The 20,122-nt window shown below is 50.4% G+C and carries 23 protein-coding genes; 18 read left to right on the forward strand and 5 right to left on the reverse strand.

Annotated elements, in window-relative coordinates; genetic code table 11:
* Positions 1–13 precede the first annotated feature (13 nt).
* On the reverse strand, positions 14–751 hold the full coding sequence (locus tag ACTL32_RS13625; protein ID WP_441342000.1) for a YwaF family protein: 738 nt from the start codon (positions 749–751) through the stop codon (positions 14–16).
* 146 nt (positions 752–897) lie between these two features.
* Between ACTL32_RS13625 and ACTL32_RS13630 the strand changes: the two genes are divergently transcribed.
* The 14 genes from ACTL32_RS13630 to hxlA all read left to right on the forward strand — a co-directional run bounded on the left by ACTL32_RS13630 (position 898) and on the right by hxlA (position 12,931).
* The gene (locus ACTL32_RS13630) at positions 898–1,197 is read left to right on the forward strand and encodes a hypothetical protein (protein WP_441342001.1); all 300 of its coding nucleotides are present in this window, start codon (positions 898–900) and stop codon (positions 1,195–1,197) included.
* Positions 1,198–1,698: 501 nt separating this feature from the next.
* Positions 1,699–2,064 carry a nuclear transport factor 2 family protein gene (locus ACTL32_RS13635; RefSeq protein ID WP_441342002.1) on the forward strand — a complete coding sequence of 122 codons (366 nt, stop codon included), beginning with the start codon at positions 1,699–1,701 and terminating at the stop codon, positions 2,062–2,064.
* 147 nt (positions 2,065–2,211) lie between these two features.
* Entirely contained in the window at positions 2,212–3,216 is a 1,005-nt protein-coding gene (locus ACTL32_RS13640) for a LacI family DNA-binding transcriptional regulator (protein ID WP_441342003.1), read from the forward strand.
* A 22-nt stretch (positions 3,217–3,238) separates the two neighbouring features.
* Positions 3,239–4,195, forward strand: coding sequence for a sugar kinase (locus tag ACTL32_RS13645; protein WP_441342004.1), 957 nt, complete (start codon positions 3,239–3,241; stop codon positions 4,193–4,195).
* A gap of 13 nt (positions 4,196–4,208) precedes the next feature.
* Positions 4,209–4,754 carry a 6-phospho-3-hexuloisomerase gene (gene hxlB, locus ACTL32_RS13650; protein ID WP_441342005.1) on the forward strand — a complete coding sequence of 182 codons (546 nt, stop codon included), beginning with the start codon at positions 4,209–4,211 and terminating at the stop codon, positions 4,752–4,754.
* 10 nt (positions 4,755–4,764) lie between these two features.
* The gene (gene allD / locus ACTL32_RS13655) at positions 4,765–5,790 is read left to right on the forward strand and encodes an ureidoglycolate dehydrogenase (RefSeq protein WP_441342006.1); all 1,026 of its coding nucleotides are present in this window, start codon (positions 4,765–4,767) and stop codon (positions 5,788–5,790) included.
* Between the two features lie 35 nt (positions 5,791–5,825).
* Positions 5,826–6,830, forward strand: coding sequence for a TRAP transporter substrate-binding protein (locus tag ACTL32_RS13660; RefSeq protein ID WP_441342007.1), 1,005 nt, complete (start codon positions 5,826–5,828; stop codon positions 6,828–6,830).
* A 66-nt stretch (positions 6,831–6,896) separates the two neighbouring features.
* On the forward strand, positions 6,897–7,394 hold the full coding sequence (locus ACTL32_RS13665) for a TRAP transporter small permease (RefSeq protein ID WP_441342008.1): 498 nt from the start codon (positions 6,897–6,899) through the stop codon (positions 7,392–7,394).
* Complete coding sequence (locus tag ACTL32_RS13670; RefSeq protein ID WP_441342009.1) at positions 7,394–8,665, forward strand: TRAP transporter large permease; 1,272 nt, start codon at positions 7,394–7,396, stop codon at positions 8,663–8,665. The genes ACTL32_RS13665 and ACTL32_RS13670 overlap by 1 nt, the downstream gene beginning before the upstream one ends.
* An 11-nt stretch (positions 8,666–8,676) precedes the next feature.
* A complete protein-coding gene (locus tag ACTL32_RS13675) occupies positions 8,677–9,696 on the forward strand; it encodes a zinc-binding alcohol dehydrogenase family protein (RefSeq protein ID WP_441342010.1) in 1,020 nt (339 codons plus the stop codon).
* Positions 9,697–9,707: 11 nt separating this feature from the next.
* The gene (locus ACTL32_RS13680; protein WP_441342011.1) at positions 9,708–10,328 is read left to right on the forward strand and encodes a bifunctional 2-keto-4-hydroxyglutarate aldolase/2-keto-3-deoxy-6-phosphogluconate aldolase; all 621 of its coding nucleotides are present in this window, start codon (positions 9,708–9,710) and stop codon (positions 10,326–10,328) included.
* Between the two features lie 12 nt (positions 10,329–10,340).
* Complete coding sequence (uxuA, locus tag ACTL32_RS13685) at positions 10,341–11,399, forward strand: mannonate dehydratase (protein ID WP_441342012.1); 1,059 nt, start codon at positions 10,341–10,343, stop codon at positions 11,397–11,399.
* An 11-nt stretch (positions 11,400–11,410) separates the two neighbouring features.
* On the forward strand, positions 11,411–12,247 hold the full coding sequence (locus tag ACTL32_RS13690) for an SDR family oxidoreductase (RefSeq protein ID WP_441342013.1): 837 nt from the start codon (positions 11,411–11,413) through the stop codon (positions 12,245–12,247).
* Positions 12,248–12,298: 51 nt separating this feature from the next.
* Positions 12,299–12,931: a 3-hexulose-6-phosphate synthase gene (gene hxlA / locus ACTL32_RS13695; RefSeq protein ID WP_441342014.1), complete on the forward strand. Its 633-nt coding sequence runs from the start codon at positions 12,299–12,301 to the stop codon at positions 12,929–12,931.
* 64 nt (positions 12,932–12,995) lie between these two features.
* On the opposite strand, the gene ACTL32_RS13700 is transcribed toward hxlA, so the two are convergent.
* Genes ACTL32_RS13700 through ACTL32_RS13710 form a run of 3 tightly spaced genes read right to left on the reverse strand, consistent with a single transcriptional unit; the run spans position 12,996 to position 15,419 of the window.
* Positions 12,996–13,571, reverse strand: a complete 576-nt coding sequence (locus ACTL32_RS13700) for a 5' nucleotidase, NT5C type (protein ID WP_441342015.1) — start codon at positions 13,569–13,571, stop codon at positions 12,996–12,998.
* Positions 13,568–14,671 carry a bifunctional diaminohydroxyphosphoribosylaminopyrimidine deaminase/5-amino-6-(5-phosphoribosylamino)uracil reductase RibD gene (gene ribD / locus ACTL32_RS13705; protein WP_441342016.1) on the reverse strand — a complete coding sequence of 368 codons (1,104 nt, stop codon included), beginning with the start codon at positions 14,669–14,671 and terminating at the stop codon, positions 13,568–13,570. The genes ACTL32_RS13700 and ribD overlap by 4 nt, the downstream gene beginning before the upstream one ends.
* A complete protein-coding gene (locus tag ACTL32_RS13710; protein WP_441342017.1) occupies positions 14,658–15,419 on the reverse strand; it encodes a GTP cyclohydrolase II in 762 nt (253 codons plus the stop codon). Before ACTL32_RS13710 ends, ribD begins: the two co-directional genes overlap by 14 nt.
* A gap of 255 nt (positions 15,420–15,674) precedes the next feature.
* On the opposite strand from ACTL32_RS13710, the gene ACTL32_RS13715 reads away from it, so the two are divergent.
* The 3 genes from ACTL32_RS13715 (at position 15,675) to ACTL32_RS13725 (ending at position 17,711) form a co-directional block, all read left to right on the forward strand.
* A complete protein-coding gene (locus tag ACTL32_RS13715; RefSeq protein ID WP_441342018.1) occupies positions 15,675–16,172 on the forward strand; it encodes a ferritin in 498 nt (165 codons plus the stop codon).
* A gap of 61 nt (positions 16,173–16,233) precedes the next feature.
* Entirely contained in the window at positions 16,234–16,965 is a 732-nt protein-coding gene (locus ACTL32_RS13720) for an ABC transporter ATP-binding protein (protein WP_441342019.1), read from the forward strand.
* Complete coding sequence (locus ACTL32_RS13725) at positions 16,962–17,711, forward strand: ABC transporter permease (RefSeq protein WP_441342020.1); 750 nt, start codon at positions 16,962–16,964, stop codon at positions 17,709–17,711. The genes ACTL32_RS13720 and ACTL32_RS13725 overlap by 4 nt, the downstream gene beginning before the upstream one ends.
* Positions 17,712–17,738: 27 nt before the next feature.
* On the opposite strand, the gene ACTL32_RS13730 is transcribed toward ACTL32_RS13725, so the two are convergent.
* On the reverse strand, positions 17,739–18,800 hold the full coding sequence (locus ACTL32_RS13730) for a saccharopine dehydrogenase family protein (protein WP_441342021.1): 1,062 nt from the start codon (positions 18,798–18,800) through the stop codon (positions 17,739–17,741).
* A gap of 178 nt (positions 18,801–18,978) precedes the next feature.
* On the opposite strand from ACTL32_RS13730, the gene ACTL32_RS13735 reads away from it, so the two are divergent.
* Positions 18,979–19,986, forward strand: coding sequence for a S8 family peptidase (locus tag ACTL32_RS13735; protein WP_441342022.1), 1,008 nt, complete (start codon positions 18,979–18,981; stop codon positions 19,984–19,986).
* The last annotated feature ends 136 nt before the right edge of the window (positions 19,987–20,122 follow it).

Raw genomic sequence — 20,122 nt, forward strand, 5'->3', positions numbered from 1 at the left:
GAAGGCTGCCGCTTTAGCGGACAGCTTTTTTTTCTGTGCCGATGAAAAACTTTTTCCAAAAAAGATACTGCCCGGCAAAAAGGAGAAAAGCGGCAATTCCAAGGTTCAGGTAATACCAGATGCCGCTTCCGAAGAAACTTAAAGGCGTAGCGGCCTCCGGCAATCGGGAAAGGTATAAATAATTGGCCCCGGCAGCCGGATTGACGAGAAAACCGATAATGAGTGCATAACCGACAAGCAAGGAATAAACCAGAAACAGGGACCGCAACGAAATGACAGCCGGTTTCCGCAACGCCAAAAATAGACAGGCCCAGGGGATTGCCATGTGGTGAATGAAAAATTTCCAGAACCGGAAATGCTGAAAATCATGGGGCAGCTCGGGCGTGATAAGCGTTAGAACAGCAGGCAGGATGCCGATGAAGAAGGAAATTTGGATCCATAACGGGCGCAGCGTCAAAAGACCGACCATCGCTGTGATCGAGGCGATGCCGCAGAGATGCAAGGGGACGTGTCCACTGAAGCTCCAGACGCCATTTGAAATCGCCCATGCCTGATAGGAGGTTTCTGAAACGAGCAGCAGGACGAACAAGGTCCAGCGGAGGCGCGAGAAAAAAAGCGGCGATTCACGGAGCTGGTTTCTTTGGGCCAATAGGAAAACAAAGCCGCCGATCGCCGCGACGAGCATCAATAGATGACTGATTGAAAAAGGCACAAAAACGGAAGGGGAAGTGGCGCCGAACCAATTGTCCATCAAGACCGCTCCTTTACGGTATATATAAGTACGAAAAGTGTACCATTCTGCTGTTTTACCGTCTAATTGGCAAAGGCCGGACTTTTGCATGCAGAAAGGGAAATGGGCTATACTCAGGGCAGCGCAACGGAAGGAGGAGAGCCGGCATGCACCATTCAACGTTGCTGTCATCGATCACATACACGGACACCGAACGGCTTATTGAAGCAGGGGAAATGAAAATCATCCACCGTGAAAGCCGCCTTCAATTGTTCGAGCACGGGGTAGCCACGCCGGAATCCGCCTTTCCGTTATCGGCTGTCTGGGATGTCTCCTATAAATCGCTTTCTACAGACGCCAACATGCTCTACTTGCATACACACCGGGGAGTCATTACGTATCAAGTATATGAAGATCCGGCGCAGTTCGTTAAGGCATTTAAAAAACTGAAAAACGTCCATTACTAAAAAGCCCATTTGCCAATGAGCTGAGCTTGTAGAAAAAAGAATAAATAAGTTTTAAATTTTATAAATATGCATGAAATAAAAGAAATACCGAATCCTCCACTTCAGGCGGACGCTTTCCGCGGGCTCGCGCCGAACTAACTAAGAACCTGTGCTCCTGTCTCTGCATCGCTGCGCTAGCTTCGAGACATGAAAGGGCGTTGCATCGCTTCGCTGCTTCGTCGCAAACAAGTTGGCCGCCTTCCGTTCCGGATCCTGAAGCTAGCAGCTTGTTCCCGGGAGATTAAAGCAGGATCAGCGTCCTTATCTTATCTATTAGATACAGATGACGCTCCCGGTCGGGCTAATGCATCCCTATTCATGATATTTAGACTTTGTTTACAGTCTGAGCCCATTTGCAAATGGGCTTTTTGTTTTGCCGCAAAAAATTGCTGAAAATCCCATTTTATTGTGTTAAAATTCAGAAAAGATAATTTATTCAAATTGCGGAGGAGGGTCCAAGACGTGGAAAATATCATTGAAACGGCAGATGCCTGGACAGAGCGGGTAAATGCAAAAGATGTAGAAGGCGTCCTCAAAGTGTCCGATCACAATATCGAACTGATCGGCCCGCAAGGCACCGGAGTAGGCCATGACACATTGCAGCAATGGGTGGAAAACTCGGGCATTCATCTGGAAACCCGGACCCGATACCGAAAAGCCGACAAAGTGGTTTACGAGCAGCAAGGCACCTGGCAAGACCAACGCGGCGAAGTGACCATCTACACCTACATGGAAATAAAAAACGGGAAAGTGTGCGAGATTGCCCGGTATGATACGCTGGATGATGCTTTCGGCAGCTCCGGATTAAGTGAAAAAGATAAAATATGAGCAATGAAAAGACCTTTTGTCTGCACGGCAAAAGGTCTTTTTTTATAAACATAAAATTTTCTGAATAAAGGGTTGATTTTGGAAGGGCTTTCATTTATACTTTCACTAAACCGATTTACTAAACCGGTTTAGTAGCGAGGTGAACCGTTGAAAAAGATAACAATGCAAGATGTAGCAGAGAGAGCTGGGGTTTCAAAAAGCACAGTTTCCCAGTATATAAACAACCGGTTTGAATTTATGGCAGTCCCGACAAAGTTGCGGATCGAACAAGCTATCAAAGAGCTGGATTATATTCCAAACTATGCAGCTAAAAGTTTGAAGCAGAAAAAGTCCGGCACCATCGGCGTCATTGTAGCAAATATTCTTCACACCTTTTCAACTGAAATTATCCGGGCGATTGAAGATTTCTGCGGGAAAAGCGGGTTTCATTTATTTGTCTGCAATGCAGATGACCAGCCGGAAAAAGAACGAGCTTATATCGATATGCTGATGGCGAAGCAAGTCGATGGGCTGATCATCTTTCCGACCAATGGCAACGATGATTTATATAAGCAATTAAAGAAAGCTGGCTTTCCGATTGTTTTCGTCGACAGAAAGATCAATCAGCCGATTTTCCCGATGCTTCTTCTGGACAATGAAAGCGCTTCACAGATTGCGGTTTCCCAGATTGAAAAGAAGGGCTATAAAAAAATCGGCCTTGTGTCCACTTCGATTGCCAAAAAAGTGACGCCGCGGGTAGAACGCATTAATGGGTTCAGGAAAACGGTCCGGGAACTTGGCCTTGTTCTTAGGGAAGACTGGATCATCGCTGAAGAGCGCAACCGCATCGGGGAAAAGCTGCAAGCGATCTGGGATTCGAAAGACCGGCCGGACGCCTTTTTTGCCACAAATGATTTGGCGCTGATCGAATTGCTGAAATTTGTGAAAAAAAATCAATTGTCGATTCCGGAGGATGTCGGCGTCGTTACTATCGATGATTCGCCTTTCTTGGAAATCGTCGCCACTCCGATCACAGTCATCAAGCAGCCGACATTCGAAATCGGGAAAGATGCAGCGGAAACGCTTTTAAAACTGATCGAAAGCAAGTCGTTTGAAACGGAATATGAAGCACGGCGGTATTCTCCGATTTTAGTCGAAAGAGAATCCATTTAAAGCAAGCAGGGAGTGTAGCAAAGTGTCAATGGAATTTGGAGTGTTAACAATAGGCGATGCCATGATTACGATGAACCCCACATCAACCGGGCCATTGAGGTATGTCACCCATTTTGAACGGAAAGTCGGAGGGGCGGAACTGAATTTTGCCATCGGCTGTGCCCGGCTGGGCCTCAGAAGTAAATGGATCAGCCGCTTGGGAAAAGATGATTTCGGCAAAGTGATCTACAATTTTGCGCGCGGCGAAGGAGTGGATGTAACGGCGGTGGAATTCATCGAAGGCATACCGACTTCGTTGAACTTTAAGGAAATCCATGAAGGCGGAGCCGGCAAGACTTATTACTATCGCGAGCCGTCGCCAGTTACCGCGATTACACCTGAAGACATCACAGAAGAGCTTTTTGACGGCATACAAGCAGTCCATCTGACAGGCGTCTACTTGGCCATCAACAAACAGCACCTTTCAGTCGCCCGAAAAGTGATCGAAATTGCTAAGCGAAAAGGGATCCTGGTCGCGTTCGATCCGAACATCCGGCTGAAGCTTTGGAGCATTGAAGACGCCCGTGCCGCCTATGAAGCAATATTCCCGGATATTGATATCTTGCTGACGGGCATGGATGAACTCCGGATGATTTCCGGAAAAGAATCACTCGAAGATTTGGCCGGTTATAGTGAAAGTTTCCATATCAGAGACCTGGTCATTAAAGATGGCGAGAATGGTTCACGGCTTTACCGGGACGGCAAATGGATCGCAGCTCCAGGATTTTCTGTCAAGCCGGTGGATACGGTCGGCGCCGGAGACGGGTTTGATGCCGGTTATATCTATGGGGTATTGAACGGGCTGGATGCAACGGCGCTGCTGCAATTTGCCAACGGAGTCGGAGCACTCGTGACAACAGTATCAGGCGATAACGAAGGCCTTCCTTATTTGGAAGATGTACAGGATTTCGTAGCGAATAAAAAAGCCGTCGAGCGGTAAGGGAGGCTGAGTGATGAAGACGCCTTTTACGGTGCTGGAAGAAATGGAACGGATCCTGAAAGGGATCGATGCCGAACAATATGATTCTTTGGTTCAATTGCTCTCGAGGGATTCCCGCTTTTTCATTTTCGGCGAAGGGCGTTCAGGTTTGATCGGCAAGGCGATTGCGATGAGGCTGATGCATTGCGGCAAAAATGTCTATGCGGTTGGCGAAACCATCACCCCTCCCATCCGAAGAGAAGACGTGCTCCTGCTAGTTTCAGGATCCGGAAGTTCTGCCCAGCTGGATGGCCTTTGCAGGAATGCGGTGAAGCAAGGCGCCCATATCGCGCTGGTTACGGCAAACAAAGAGAAGTTGCAAGAAGAGTGGTGCAGCAGCGGTCTCTTTGTACCCGCAGCCACGAAACGGCGGAGAGCAGAAGAGCCTTCTACGATCCAGCCTCTGGGCAACCAGTTCGACCAGGCAGTGCATCTGGTACTCGATGCTGCAATCATCGACGGACCCTATGCAGGCCTCGCAAACGACAACGTCATCGAGAACCACACCAACCTGGAGTAGGAGGAACAGAATGGCGACTGTAACAGTTCCCCATCAAGAAGTTGAAGAGTTGATTGGAAATAAATTAATTTCTGCAGGTGTCCGGAAAGAACATGCTGCCAAAATAGCCGAAGTCCTGGTCCATGCCGATCTAAGAGGAGTCAACTCCCACGGTGCCCTTCGGACGGAGCATTACGTGAACCGCCTCCAGGCAGGCGGCATCAATCCGGATCCTTCAATCTCGTTTAAAGCCACAGGGCCGGTCACCGGCGTGGTGGACGGCGATGATGGCTTCGGCCATTTGGTCGGCGACGCTGCCATGGGACATGCCATTGAAATGGCCAAAGCGAACGGGGTCGGCATGGTCACCGCGATGAACAGCAGCCATTGCGGAGCGCTCAGTTATTTTGTCCAGGAAGCGGCGCGGCAAGGCCTGATCGGCATTGCCATGACGCATACCGATAAAATCATGGTTCCTTTCGGCGGGAAAGAGCCGTTCCTCGGCACCAACCCGATCGCGTACGGCGTCCCGGCAAAAACCGAAAAGCCGTTCATCCTTGATATGGCGACTTCGACTGTCGCTTTAGGGAAAATCTTGCAGCATAAAGAAGAAGGCAAAAGCATCCCTGAAGGATGGGGTGTCGATGAATCTGGAGAAAGTGTAGCGGACCCTTCAAAAGTGGTTTCCCTTACGCCGTTCGGCGGGCCGAAAGGCTATGGATTGGCCATGATTGTCGATATCTTCTCCGGCTTGCTGGCCGGCATGGCTTTCGGCCCGCACATCAACCAGATGTATGGGGACCTGGATCAGAAAAGAAAGCTTGGTCATTATTTCTGCGCCATCAACCCGTCCTTTTTCACGGACCCGGACCAGTTTTTGGAGCAGATGGACCGCATGATGAAAGAAGTCCGGGAAGTCGAGCCGGCAGAAGGGTTTTCCGGGGTGCTGGTGCCCGGTGAAATCGAGCAGAAGAACGAAGAGCGGAATTTGGCCGAAGGCATCAGGATTGCTGCGACAACGTATGATTACTTGAAGGCTGCGGCTTCCAAGAAATGATAAAACAAAAAATTACATTCAAAGGGGAGAATAAAATGAAGAAAAAGTGGTTAACAGGAATTTTCGCGTCAGTTTTGGTTTTGGGAGCATGCGGATCAGATAATGCAAGCGAAGGCGGAGGCGAATCAGCTTCAGGCGAAACAATCGAATGGCGATTCGGTCACTTGGCGGATGAAAATCATATTTGGCACAAAACTGCACAGAAATTCGAAGAGCTAGTAGAAGAGAATTCCGACGGGCAGATGGAAATCACGATTTATCCGAACAACTCATTGGGCGGGGAAACAGATACGATCAACTCGATCCAAGCCGGCACGGCTGATATGGTAATTTCAGGCGAAACCTTGCAGAACTGGGCACCGAATGCTGCATTGATGGCTGTGCCTTATGCGTTCCGTGACCTCGAACACGTCCAAACGGTCGTAGAAGGGGAAATCGGAGAGCAGATCAAACAGGAAATCAGCGATGAAGCAGGATTGACGGCGCTTTACTACCACACACGCGCACCGCGGAACTTGACGTCAAATGAACCGATCGAAACTCCGGAAGACCTTAAAGGATTCAGCATGCGTGTACCGAACGTTCCATTGTTCCTGGATGTTTGGCAAGCAGCAGGCGCGTCTCCACAAGTAATGGACTTTAACGAAGTGTTCACTGGCTTGCAGCAAGGGGTGATCGACGGACAGGAAAACCCGGTTGACTTGATCCAGAGCGCGGGCTTGTCGGAAGTTCAGGATTACGTGAACCGTACAGAACACGTTTACTCTTGGATCTACATTTTAGTCGGCAATGAGCAGTACAATGCCCTTTCAGATGAATTGAAAGAAGTGGTGCAATCGGCTGCCGAAGAAGCACAGGTATTCGGTGAAGAATTGTACAATACAGAAATTGAAGCAATCGAGCAGGAATTGATGGATTCAGGCATGGAATTCGTGGATGTTGACCAAGACGCGTTCCGCGAAGCGATGACGCCGGCAGTTGAATCTTCTTTGACACCTGAACAATTGGAATTGTACGAAAAGATTCTGGCTGTAGAATAACATGGGCATAAGGCACTTTTGGCCATCCGGCCAAATGTGCCTTTCCATTAGGAAAGGATGAATCGGATGTCGCTGTTCCGAAAATTGATCGATGGGACGCTCGCTTTTTTGACAATTGCCAGCTTCTCGGGAGTCATTATAATTGTCACTGTTCAAATTATCTCGCGCTTTGCTCCATTTTCTTTTATTTGGACCGAAGAATTAACGCGTTATTTATTCCTATACGGCATCGCTTTTGGAGCGCCGCTGGCTTTGATGCGAAACGAGTTTATCAATGTGGATATGATTCTTAACCGGATGCCCGACAACTTCCGGAGATATTACGAAGTGGCCATCTATTTAACCATCATCTTGCTGAGCTTGATCATGGTGAAAGAAGGGTACAGTTTCACGCTGCTTGGTGAAAACCAGCGGTCGGCAACCATGCCGTTCCAAATGTCGGTAGTCCATGCATCGCTTTTAATCATGGCTGTGTTTTTAGTGTTCTATGCAGTTTTGAAAATCATCGATTTAGTGAAAAACAAACAAGATTACAGCCAGAACTACGGAGGCGATGATTACTAATGGCTACTCTGTTATTTGTTTCGTTCATAGTACTTATCTTTTTAGGGGTTCCGGTGGCGTTTAGCTTGGGGCTTGCCTCCTTGCTGTACCTTTTCCTTGCCGAAATCCCGCTCAATATCATTCCGCAACGCATGTTCGGCGGGTTGAACTCGTTCGTGCTGCTTTGTATTCCAGGATTCATCCTGGCGGGGAACTTGATGAACGCGGGCGGCATCACTGAACGCATCATTAAATTCGCCAATGATTTATTCGGCCATATCCGCGGGGGCCTAGGTCTTGCAAACGTCGGAGCCTCGATGGGGTTTGCGGGGATTTCGGGAACGGCTTTGGCTGATACAGCAAGCATCGGGTCGATATTGATTCCGGCGATGAAAAAAGAAGGTTACGGCGCCGGATTTTCCGCTGCAGTCACGGCTTCTTCTTCAACAGTAGGGCCAATCATCCCGCCTTCATTGCCAATGATCATTGTCGGAACCCTTGCTTCGCTATCCATCGGAGACCTGTTTTTGGCCGGAGCGGTTCCGGGCATCCTATTGGGCCTAGGATTGATGATTCCAACATACCTGATTTCCGTTAAACGGAAATATCCTAAAGGTGAACGCCAATCAGTGAAAACGATCGGCAAAAGTTTCATCGGCGCTTTCTGGGCGCTCCTAATGACCGTTATCATCTTGTACGGCATTTTGGGCGGATTCTTTACGCCGACAGAAGCTTCCATTATTGCCGTGCTTTATGCGTTTGTCATCGGCATTTTCGTTTATAAAGAACTGCCGATCAAAAAGATTCCTGAGATCATGCTTTCCTCGATGACAGCAACCGCTTCGATCATGCTCCTTGTCGGGTTTGCGAACTTGTTCGGTTGGATCATGGTGCGCGAACAAATTCCGCAATTGGTAGCAGAATCGATCCTTGGCATTTCGACAAATGCCATCATCGTCATCTTATTGATCAATCTGCTTCTGCTTTTTGTCGGAACGTTCATGGAGACGATTGCGGCACTGGTCATCTTGTTCCCGGTATTGCTTCCGGTGGCACTGACTGTGGGAATGGACCCAATCCAGTTCGGGGTCATGATGGTATTGAATCTTGTCATCGGTCTAGTGACTCCGCCGGTCGGCGTCTGCCTCTTCGTTGCTTCCCAAATCGGGAAAGTGTCTATTGGCAAGACGGCGCGCGAACTTCTCCCATTCCTGGGTGTAAGCCTCGTGGTCTTAATGCTAGTCGCCTTTGTTCCGCAAATTACATTATTCTTGCCAAGTCTATTTGAATAGGTGGTTATATGATGAAAGCAGTACAAGTTCCAACAGCGCACGAATTACGGATTATTGAACAGGAGCGCCCGGCTGTGGTGAATGCTGACGACGTCTTGGTGAAAATCAAGCGCGTCGGCATCTGCGGCTCGGATATGCACATTTACCATGGCACCAATCCTTTAGCAACCTATCCGCGCATCGTCGGCCATGAAGTGGCTGGTGAAGTGGCGGAAGTGGGCAGTGCAGTAACAGGCCTTCAGCCTGGCGACCATGTAGTAGTCGAACCGATCAATTATTGCGGCGAGTGCTATGCCTGCCGCAAAGGCCGCCCAAATGTTTGTGAGAAACTCTCTGTCTTTGGTGTCCACGAAGACGGTGGCATGCGTGAATATGCCGTGCTGCCTGAAAAACAACTCCATCCGGTAAATAAGGACTTGAGCTGGGATGAAATCGTTTTGGCGGAACCATACACAATCGGCGCACAAGCAGTATGGCGCGGGAACGTCGAAGCGGGGGACACTGTCCTCATCCAAGGCTGTGGGCCTATCGGGATCTGTATCTTGAAGCTGGCGAAAATTGCCGGTGCTCACGTCTTTATGACAGACTTGAGCGAAGAGCGCATGGCGTTCGCCAAAGAAAGCGGCGCGGACGAAGTCATCAACGCCGGCAAGGAATCTGTTAAAGATCGCATCCTGGAATTGACGGACGGATCAGGCCCGAACGTGGTCATCGATGCAGTAGGCATGCCAGCTACAGTGGAATTGAGCATCGATCTGGTCTCTCCTGCAGGGTATGTAGTAGTACTGGGCTTCGATGAACGCCCGTCAGCCATCCCGCAATTGCCTATCACGAAAAAAGAGATCACGATTGTCGGTTCGAGGCTCCAGACCAACCAGTTCGGCAAAGTGGTGGATTTATTGAATAGCGGCGAACTCCGGTCCGACGGTTTGATCACCCATAAATTTGCGCTGGATGATGTACAGGAAGCTTTCAGTTATGTAGAAAACAATCCGGACAAAGTGCGTAAAGCATTGATTGTCTTTGAATGAGGAGCAGTGACATGATTCCAAAAATGGAAATTTATCAGCAATTGCTCGATTCGAAAGTAGTTGCCGTCATCCGCGGGAAAGATGCAGCAGAAGCGATGGCTGTTGCGGAAGCTGCCGTAGCGGGAGGGTTGCGGGCAGTTGAATTGACTTACACAACACCGAACGTAGCCGAAGTGTTCGGGCAATTGAGCGGTTCGGAAGCGCTTGTCGGCGCCGGGACGGTGTTGGACGCTGAAACAGCCCGCCATGCGCTGCTGCACGGCGCCAAGTTTGTCGTCAGCCCCCATTTTGATGCGGAAATCGCCGTCATGTGCAACCGCTATAATGTGCCTTACCTTCCGGGATGCATGACCATCAAGGAGATGGTGCAAGCTTCGGAGGCGGGCTGCGATATCTTGAAGCTGTTTCCGGCCAACGGTTTTGAGCCGTCGTTTATCGGCTCTGTCAACGGGCCGCTGCCGAACGTGCGAATCATGCCGACTGGCGGCATCAATATCAACAATATGAATGCCTGGCTCGATGCCGGGGCAGTCGCAGTCGGAATCGGCAGCGATCTGACAAAGGCCTACCGGTCTTCCGGCAAAGAAGCCGTGGTCCAGCTCGTGAAAGATTACCTTGGCAAATTAGCATAAAGGAGGATCCATATGAATATTACGTTCCGTTGGTATGGACGCGGCAATGACAGTGTCCAGTTAGAGCAGATCAAGCAAATTCCAGGCACGAAAGGCATTGTATGGGCACTCCACCATAAACCTGCTGGAGAAGTCTGGACCAAAGAAGAAATCCAGTCTGAAGTCGAGTACATCCAATCATTCGGATTCCATGCGGACGTTGTTGAAAGCGTCAATGTGCACGAATCCATTAAACTCGGCGACGCGGAGCGCGACCGCTATATCGAGAATTACAAAGAAACAATCCGCAATTTGGGCGAAGCAGGAGTGAAAGTCATCTGCTACAATTTCATGCCGATTTTCGACTGGACGCGCACTTCGCTCTACCACCCGCTCCCTGATGGCTCGACAGCGCTGTTTTTGGAAAAGGAGAAAATCGCATCATTGGATCCGGCTGAACTGATCGAGACGGTCGCTTCGGCTTCGGATCTGACCTTGCCGGGCTGGGAGCCGGAAAAAATGGCGCGCATCCAGGAATTATTCGCGGCATACGATGGAATGGACGAGGAGCAGCTATGGGGAAATCTCGAATATTTCCTGAAGGCAATCCTTCCGACTGCAGAAGCAAGCGGCATTCAGATGGCCATCCATCCGGATGATCCGCCGTGGTCGATCTTCGGGCTGCCACGCATCATGACCGGCGAGAGGAGCTGGGAACGGCTGCTTTCCATTTCGGATTCTCCGTCAAACGGCATTACCTTCTGTACCGGCTCGATGGGGGCGAACCCTGAAAACGATATGGTGGATCTGGCTTCGAAATATGCGAAGCATTCGCCTTTTGCCCATTTGCGCAATGTGAAAATATTCGATAACGGGGATTTCATCGAAACTTCCCACTACACGCAAGACGGCTCAATCGACTTGAATGGCGTCGTAAAAGAGCTGTCTGACCAGAATTACACCGGCTATGCCCGTCCAGATCACGGCCGCCACATTTGGAACGAAGAATGCCGCCCGGGCTACGGACTTTACGACCGCGCGCTGGGCATCATGTACTTGTTAGGGTTATGGGACGCACATCAATCGAAATAAAGGAGGACGCTATGTTTTCTTCTCATGAAAATCTCGCAGGGCGAACAGCCGTCATTACCGGAGGCAGTGGCGTACTATGTTCTGAAATGGCGCGCCAATTGGCCGCCCAAGGTGTAAAAGTCGCCGTCTTGAACCGGACAGCTGAAAAAGGTCAGGATGTCGCAGACGACATCCGCGCCAATGGCGGGGAAGCGATTGCCGTTGCCGCCGATGTGCTCGACCGTGCCTCGTTGGAAGGGGCGAAAAAGCAGATCTTGGAAGCTTACGGCCGCATCGACATCCTGATCAACGGCGCTGGAGGGAACCATCCGGATGCCATCACGGATATCGAAATCCACGACGAAGAGGCAGAAGGAAAGACGTTCTTCGATTTGCAGGAAGACGGTTTTTCACGTGTGTTTGCCAGCAACTTCAACGGCTCTTTTCTTGCGAGCCAAGTATTCGGAAAAGAACTGTTGAAACAGAATGCTCCTGTGATTTTGAACATCTCTTCGATGAGCGCATATTCTCCGATGACGAAAGTTCCGGCCTACAGCGCAGCGAAATCAGCCATCAATAATTTTACGATGTGGATGGCTGTCCATTTTGCTGAGCAAAATCTCCGGGTCAATGCCATCGCGCCAGGATTTTTCCTGACGGCGCAGAACAAGGACTTGTTGACGAATGCAGACGGGTCACTGACGCCGCGTTCTGGCAAAATCATGAACAGCACGCCGATGAAGCGCTTCGGCAAGCCTGAAGACCTGATCGGCACTATGCTTTGGCTCCTTGATGAAAACTACTCAGGATTCGTTACGGGCATTACCGTGCCTGTCGACGGCGGATTTCTGGCGTATTCAGGGGTCTAATAAAAAAACCACATTCTTTTGGATGTGGTTTTTTCTATAAGGGGGTAAAAGATGAAAATCCAGCTCGCGTTGGACCGTTTGCCGAAAGAGGACTGTTTTCGGCTCGTCGGAGAAACATTCGATTTTATTGATTTGATTGAAATCGGGACCGGGGTCATCAAAGAATATGGAATGGACATTGTCAGGGAAATGAAGCAAAGGCATTCCGGGAAGCTGCTGCTCGCCGATATGAAAACCTGCGATGCCGGAAAAAGTGAAGCAAGCCAGGCCTTCAGCGCCGGAGCGGATATTGTAACCGTCATGGGTTTTGCGGGGGACGCTACGGTGAGCGGCGCCTTGGAAGCGGCAGCACAATTCGGAAAAACAGTCATGGTCGATTTACTGGAAGTCCGGGAACCTGCACGGGTGAAAGAGCTCAGCGATTTGGGAGTGGACTTGTTCTGCATCCATATCGGGAAAGATAACCAAGAAAAAGGGCGGACAGCCGGAACAGCATCTTTGGACTTGATGGCAGATGTGCCTTCGGCCAGGATTGCAGTGGCAGGCGGGTTGGACAAAGAGGCGGTGAAAGGGCTTGCTGGCAGTCGGGTCGAAATAGCGATCGTCGGCAGCGCCATCACCGGCAGCCAAAACCCAAAAGAAGCGGCGCGGCAGATCCGGCAAGCCATTGATGCTGCCCACTGACGCTGAACCGTTGAAAAAAAGCCCAGCCGGAATTTTCCGGCTGGGCTTTTTAACGCATGAGTGTTTATGATTTCGTTTTGCTTTCAATCAGTCTTTCCAATTCATCCCATTCTTTGATGCGGGGATGCGCCAAATGGCGGTTATAGGATTGATCCTTCATGATGACTGTCAGCGAGTCGCGCGTCAAGTGCTCCACAACTGCCGGCTTGTCGTCAAAATAGTAATCGAGCCCGAGCTCTTCGATGATGTGCACTTTTTCGGCATCTTTCATCCCGCAATAGAAACGGCCGTCTGCAACAGGGAACCCTTGCTGTTTCATCCACAATTTCGTGCGCTTCGCATGCTTGCCGGGACGGGCAGTCAAATAGTAGATTTCATGGCCTTGCCGGGCGAGCTTCTGCAGCAGCTCGACTGCTCCTGGGTAAACCGGGCATTCCGTAAAATACAATTCCTCAAGAACACTATTCCACATCTGATGTCCCTCTTCATCCGTCATGCCGAAAAGGCTGTGGATTTCCACGCGGTCAAGCCGGTGGAAATGCTCCGCTTCGACAGACTTGCCCAGCTTTTCCTGGTAGAGGCCAAAAGCATATTCACGCAAGTTGATCAGTGTATCGTCTATATCAAATCCGAATTTCATTTTGTAAACTCCTTTTTCACCGGGTAGCCCGTGAACTTAAAGTCTTTCCCGACTTTTGTGAATTCTCCCCGCTCCAAATCGACTGCATCTTTCATCAGATCAAAGCCGGAACCTTCAAGGAATGTCGGTGCATTTTTTCCGCCGACCAATTTCGGCGCAAAATAGAGGACCGCCTTATCGACAAGGCCTTTTTCGAGAAAAGCTGCATTGACGGTTCCGCCGCCTTCGATAAAGAGGGAAGAGACGGATTTTTCGCCGAGGATCCGCACAACGTCGGAGACATCGGTCTGCACTGCGCCGCTGGTTTCGAATACGGATACGCCGAGGCGTTCAAGCGCCGCCTTTTTGTCGGGATCTGTCTGCCGGCTGGTGAAGATCCATGTTTCGGCTTGGCCGTCCGTCACCACTTTGGCATCGAGCGGAATGCGCAGCGATGAATCGAGGACAAGACGGATCGGGTTGCGCCCGTTCGGAATGCGTGATGTCAATTCCGGATCGTCCGCTAACACTGTGCCGAGGCCGACAAGAATGGCCTGGTTTTCGCTTCGGAGAACGTGCACATCTTCGCGTGCTTCTGCCGATGTGATCCACTTCGAGTCGAATGTATGCGTGGCGATCTTGCCGTCCAGCGTCGCTGCTGCTTTCAAGGTGACGAAGGGGCGACTTTCAACGATGAATTTATTGAACACTTCGTTCATCTGGCGGGATTCTTCCTCGCGGACTCCTACCACCACCTCGATGCCGGCTTCTTCGAGCATGGCGACCCCATTGCCGGATACGACGGGATTCGGGTCGAGTGTCGCAATGACTACTTTCTTCAGTCCGGCTTCAACAATGGCTGCCGCGCACGGGCCCGTACGGCCGAAATGCGAGCAGGGCTCAAGGGTGACGTAGATGGTGCCCCCTTTGGCAGCTTCCCCAGCCATCCGCAGGGCGTGGATTTCCGCATGCGGTTCGCCCGCTTTCATATGGGCGCCGATGCCGACAATCCGGTTGTCATTGACAATGACGGAGCCAACTAGCGGATTCGGATCGGTCTGGCCCTTCATTGTCCGGGCATTGTTCAATGCCAGGTCCATATAGAAACTATCGTGCGGCATGGACAGTATCCTCCTCATCCTCCAGGTGGCCAGAACGTTCGATTTTCGTCTGGAGGTACTTCTCGTTGAATTCCGACTTGTCACCCCATAAAGCGACTCTGCCGGCAATCGCCAAATCGGAATTTTCAAGCGCAGACAGTTTTTTCGGGTTGTTGGTCATTAACAGGACCGGCTTTTGGCGCAGCTGCTGAAGCACTGCAATTGCATCGGAATAATTCCGTGAATCGTCGACAAAGCCCAGGCTTTCATTGGCTTCGACCGTATCGTATCCGTTTTCTTGCAGGACGTAGGCCATCGCTTTGCTGAAAAGGCCGATGCCGCGCCCTTCATGATTGGCCAGGTAAAAAAGCGCTCCGGCTCCATGGTCGGCGATTTGCTGCATCGATTGTTTCAGCTGGAATCCGCAGTCACAGCGTTTGCTGCCGAAAATATCACCGGTGTGGCAGATTGAGTGCATGCGGATCAAAGCTTCTTCCGCATTTTCAAAATCGCCGTAGACAAGCACGCTTGATTGTTGGTATTCAGCCAAGTTGGACGACGACAAAGTTTCAATGATGGCTTCGTAATTTTCGGTCACTTGGTCTTGCTTCAGCCAGCTATACCACTGGAAGACCGCGGTCTCGCCGTTCAGATTGACCGGCAGGCGGATCGGCCCTACCAGGTAGATCGCCTGGTCTTCGACTTTTATCAATTGAATTTTATCTTTTAAAACCGCAAATACTTCCGGTTCCAGTTTCATTGCTGCCATTGGATTTCCCCCTTTTAACCTTCTGCAAGTTATTATACTACAACTAGTTACTAAAAGTAATCAAAAAAGATTTGCGTTTTTAAAAAGGAAGTATAAATAATAATAATTATCAATTAGAATAAACAAAAAGCTTTTATTAATGAACATCATTCTCAATTAGATCCAATATTCTCATTATCTTTGCCTTTTTAAAAGGAGTGTGTTATATTGATCTATATTAGAATGATTCTAAATAAGGAAGAGGAGGAATGTACGATGTTACCAGCAAAACTGACGTTAGCGTTAAATGACCAGTTCAACAACGAATTGCAAGCAGCCCATGCCTACACAGCAATGGCGGCCTATTTTTCGAAAAAAGGGTATCACGGATTCGCCAATTTTTATTTAGTCCAATCACGGGAAGAGCATCAGCACGCCATGAAATTCTATGAGTATTTGGTGACAATGGACGAAAAGCCGGTGCTCCAGGCGCTGTCCGAACCGAAAAACCATTTTAGCAATGCTTTGGATGTACTGGAAAGTTCATTGGCGCAGGAAAAGGACGTCACCAGCAATATCTACGCACTGGTCACACTGGCCGATGAATTGCAGGAACACGCCACACTGTCCTTTCTGGACTGGTTTATAGAAGAACAAATGGAGGAAGAGAAATCTTTCCGCGATATAATCGTCCGCATGCGGCACATTGAAGAAGGCGGCGAGTATTTCTTGAAAATGGACGATGAGTTCGCTTCAAGAAAACTGGAAGGCTGAATGTTTTGAAACAGCACACGGAACAATGTGTGCTGTTTTTTGTGGAAAGGAAGTGTAGGGAATGGCAATCGATTACAAACCGGCTATCCACTTTAACCATATCGGCTACAGCGTGGACAGCCATCCGATTTTGAAAAGCATTACGGGCTCGTTCCCTGAAGGCAAGATCACGACGCTGGTCGGGCCATCGGGCGCCGGCAAGACGACGTTGTTGAAACTTTGCAACGGCCTGATCTCGCCGGATGCGGGCGAACTTTACATTAAAGGGGAAGCGGTTGACAGCTTCAACCCGGTCGACTTGCGCCGGATCGTCGGCATCGCCCTGCAAAGTGCACCAATGGTCAGCGGCACGGTCTACGAGAATTTGAATCTGCCGCTGGAACTCCAAAGCAAAAAATTGCCCAAAGAAGAAGCGGAGCAGCTCCTGCACGATGTCGGGCTAGATGGCGATTTCCTGGACCGCAATGTCAAGGACCTGTCAGGCGGACAGCGTCAGAAAGTATCCATCGCCCGCACGCTGGTCAATCAACCGGAAGTGCTGCTATTAGACGAAATCACTTCTTCGCTCGACCGGACATCGCTCCGGGAAATCGAAGAACTGATTGTGAAAATCAATAAAAAATACGGGACCACCATCATCTGGATCACCCATAACCTGCAGCAAGCGCTTGATATCGGTGATTATACCTGGGTCATGATGGACGGGGAAGTTATGGAGACCGGCGAAAGCGCGCTGCTGAATGATCCGGTCAATGAAAAAGTAAGGCGTTTTGTGAGGGGGGAAGTCGAATGAGTTATTTTACATTATCGCTCACACTGATTTTTGTACTGATTCCGCTCGTCCTCTCCAAGACGTTCAATTTGGGATTAGGAAAAGACACCATGATTGCGACCGTCCGTTCAATTATCCAATTGCTGGCGGTCGGCTATGTACTCAAATTCGTCTTCGCCTCTAATAGCCTGATTTATATCTTCCTGATGGTGACGTTGATGATTGTCGCAGCTACTCATAATGCGCAGAAAAAAGGCGCCGCCATCCAAGGCATCACTTCAAAGGTTGCCGCAACGTTGGTGTTTGTCGAAGTATTGACTCAAAGCATCTTGATCGGCTTTGATATCACTCCGGCAACCGCCCAGTACATCATTCCGATCAGCGGCATGGTCATCGGCAACTCAATGGTGCTGTCAATCCTGTTCCTCAACCGTTTTACTGCAGAAGTGGAATCCCAACAGGACCAGACCGAATTGATTCTGTCGCTTGGCGGAACGCCGAAACAGGCGATCCACCGCCAATTGATCCGATCGATCAAAGCGAGCATGATTCCGACCATCGAAAGCCAGAAGACCGTCGGCCTCGTCCAGCTTCCGGGCATGATGAGCGGGCAGATCATTGCCGGCGCCGATCCGATCCAAGCGGTGCAATTCCAATTACTGATCATGTTCCTTCTTCTGACGACCGCCGCGGTAACGAGCATTTCGCTCGGCTTCCTGTCCTATCCGACACTCTTCAACCGGCGGATGCAGATTGTAAAAAGCTGACCTCAAAAAGGCCAGCTTTTTTGCGTATCAAGGATAAAAGGTTTCGACCTCGAACTTCCCTGAGCCCGGAAGCCCTTCGACAAGTTCCGCGCCGAATAGTTGGGCCGGAGTCCAGCTCCCCGGTGCATGTTCTTCTTCAAGCAAACGCCTGCAGACTTCCAAGGCGCCGTATACTGTCAGATCATAGACGTTTGCAGTTTGGATGCGCACTGTTTTACGGATGCCAGCCGCATTGGCGGCTTCGCCCCAGATATAGGCAGGCGCGTTCGCCCGAAGTTCCTCGTCAGGGCCAGCGACTTTCTGTTCCACCCATCTCCGCAGCATTTGTTGAACGGCAGGCGCAGAGAGTACGGGGCGCAAAATGCCCGATGCGCGTGCGGCAACCGCAGCAGGCTTCGCCATCGGGATCCACGTGGAAATGTCCGGAATGCGGGTGGTGTAGAAAGCGGTTGCTACGTCGCCCCATGGAATGCCCATGGCAGACCGGCTTCCGCGGCCAAAGTCGATGGTCCGCTGTTGGCTGCCGAGCGGAACGGCAACGAGCTTGCCTTCCCGTCGGACAGCGCTCCCGGAACCGAGCCCTTGGATCATCGTCTTGAATGTGCCGGGCGAAATACCCGAATCCGAATCAAAGCCCAGCGCCAGACGAGTGGCGTCCGGCAGCAGCTCCTTCAGCCGCAAGGCCGTGCAATCAGTGGGGATGACATCAAAACCGACACCTGAACAAAGCACAATGCCCGCATCCACTGCGCGCCCGTGCTGAGCGTGTGTGTGTTCAAAAACGGGAATCTCCCCTGTGATGTCGAGATAATGCGTGCGGGCCTCGAGGCAGGCTTGGATCATCGGTCCGCTTGTTTCACTGAATGGCCCTGCGCAATGAAGCAGGACATCGATATCCCGAAGATGTGAGGCAGCAGCTGCCTCTGCCGGGAAAACGCGCATTTCAAGGCCGAGTTCTGCGGCAAGGACTTTCACTTTCTGTTGGTTCCGTCCCGCGAGTACAGGCGTTAGCCCTCTCCGGACAGCTTCTCTGGCAATCAATTCCCCCGTATAGCCGTATGCACCGTAAATCAGCCATTTGCTTCCCATTCCCAGCACTTCCCTTCTTATAAAAAACCAGCTGTTCAGACAGCGGCATATCCTTTAATAAAAGAATGCTACTGAGATTCGGAAAAAGCGAGCGGCACCATGTTTCCTAAAATTTTAAAAGGGAATTCTATTGAATAATAGTCGAAATCATCCAAAAGATGATAGAGGAGGAATAACGATGCAAAACCATGACATCCACCTGATTCCGTTCCGTGTTGAAGAAATCGTTTCGGCTCCGCCGCAGATTCCGGAAGGGGTGCGTATGATCCAGGCACCGGCCGTCTGGGAAGAAGCGGAGCACGGAAAAGGAAATGTAGTGGCAATCCTTGATACGGGCTGCCAGCCGGATCACCCCGATATACAAGGCCGGATTATCGGCGGCCGGAACTTTACAGCAGATTTTAATGGGGATTCCGCGAATTTCGATGACAATAATGGCCACGGCACCCATGTCGCCGGAACCGTGGCAGCTGCTCTCCGTGCAGGCGGCGGCATCGCCGGAGTGGCGCCGGAAGCCAAAATGCTGATTGTCAAAGTATTGAATGGCGAAGGAAGCGGAGACTATGCAGGCATCATCAGCGGCATTCATTATGCCATCGATTGGACGGGTCCGGCGGGCGAGAAGACAGACGTCATTTCAATGTCACTGGGCGGCCCGGAAGACGTCCCGGAGCTGCACGAAGCGGTAAAGCGCGCCGTTGATGCGGGAATTCCCATCGTCTGCGCAGCAGGCAATGAAGGGGACGACAGCCATTCGACCGACGAGTTTGCCTATCCTGGTGCATATGGGGAAGTGATTCAAGTTGGAGCAGTCGATTTCAACCGAAAAATGGCGCCTTTTAGCAATACGAACAACGAAATTGATTTGGTGGCGCCGGGCATCAATATTTATTCGGCTTATCCCGGCAGCCAATACGCCACGCTATCCGGAACTTCCATGGCTACACCTCATGTATCGGGTGCCTTGGTGCTGATCAAGAATATCGCTGAAAAGGAATTCGCCCGCAGCCTGACAGAAGCCGAGCTTTATGCGCAACTAGTGCGCCGCACTGTGCCGCTCGGCTATCCGAAAACGGCGGAAGGGAATGGATTGCTGGCTCTTGATATCCTCAGCAAGTTCGAACAATTGTTCAAGCTGTTCAATTCCACTTTCCATGAAGAGCTTTCGGTTAAGAAAGAAGTATGAAATCCCTTTATCCGAACCCGATGCTGTAATTCACAGCATTCGGGTTTTTTTGGGCACTGGGACTTTTGACTTTAGTCTCTTCTGGTATTTAATTACATATATTCTAATTGCCTTATTGACGGAAGAAACAGGAAAT

This window comes from Planococcus sp. FY231025 (assembly GCF_052078085.1).
Classification (GTDB): Bacteria; Bacillota; Bacilli; order Bacillales_A; family Planococcaceae; genus Planococcus.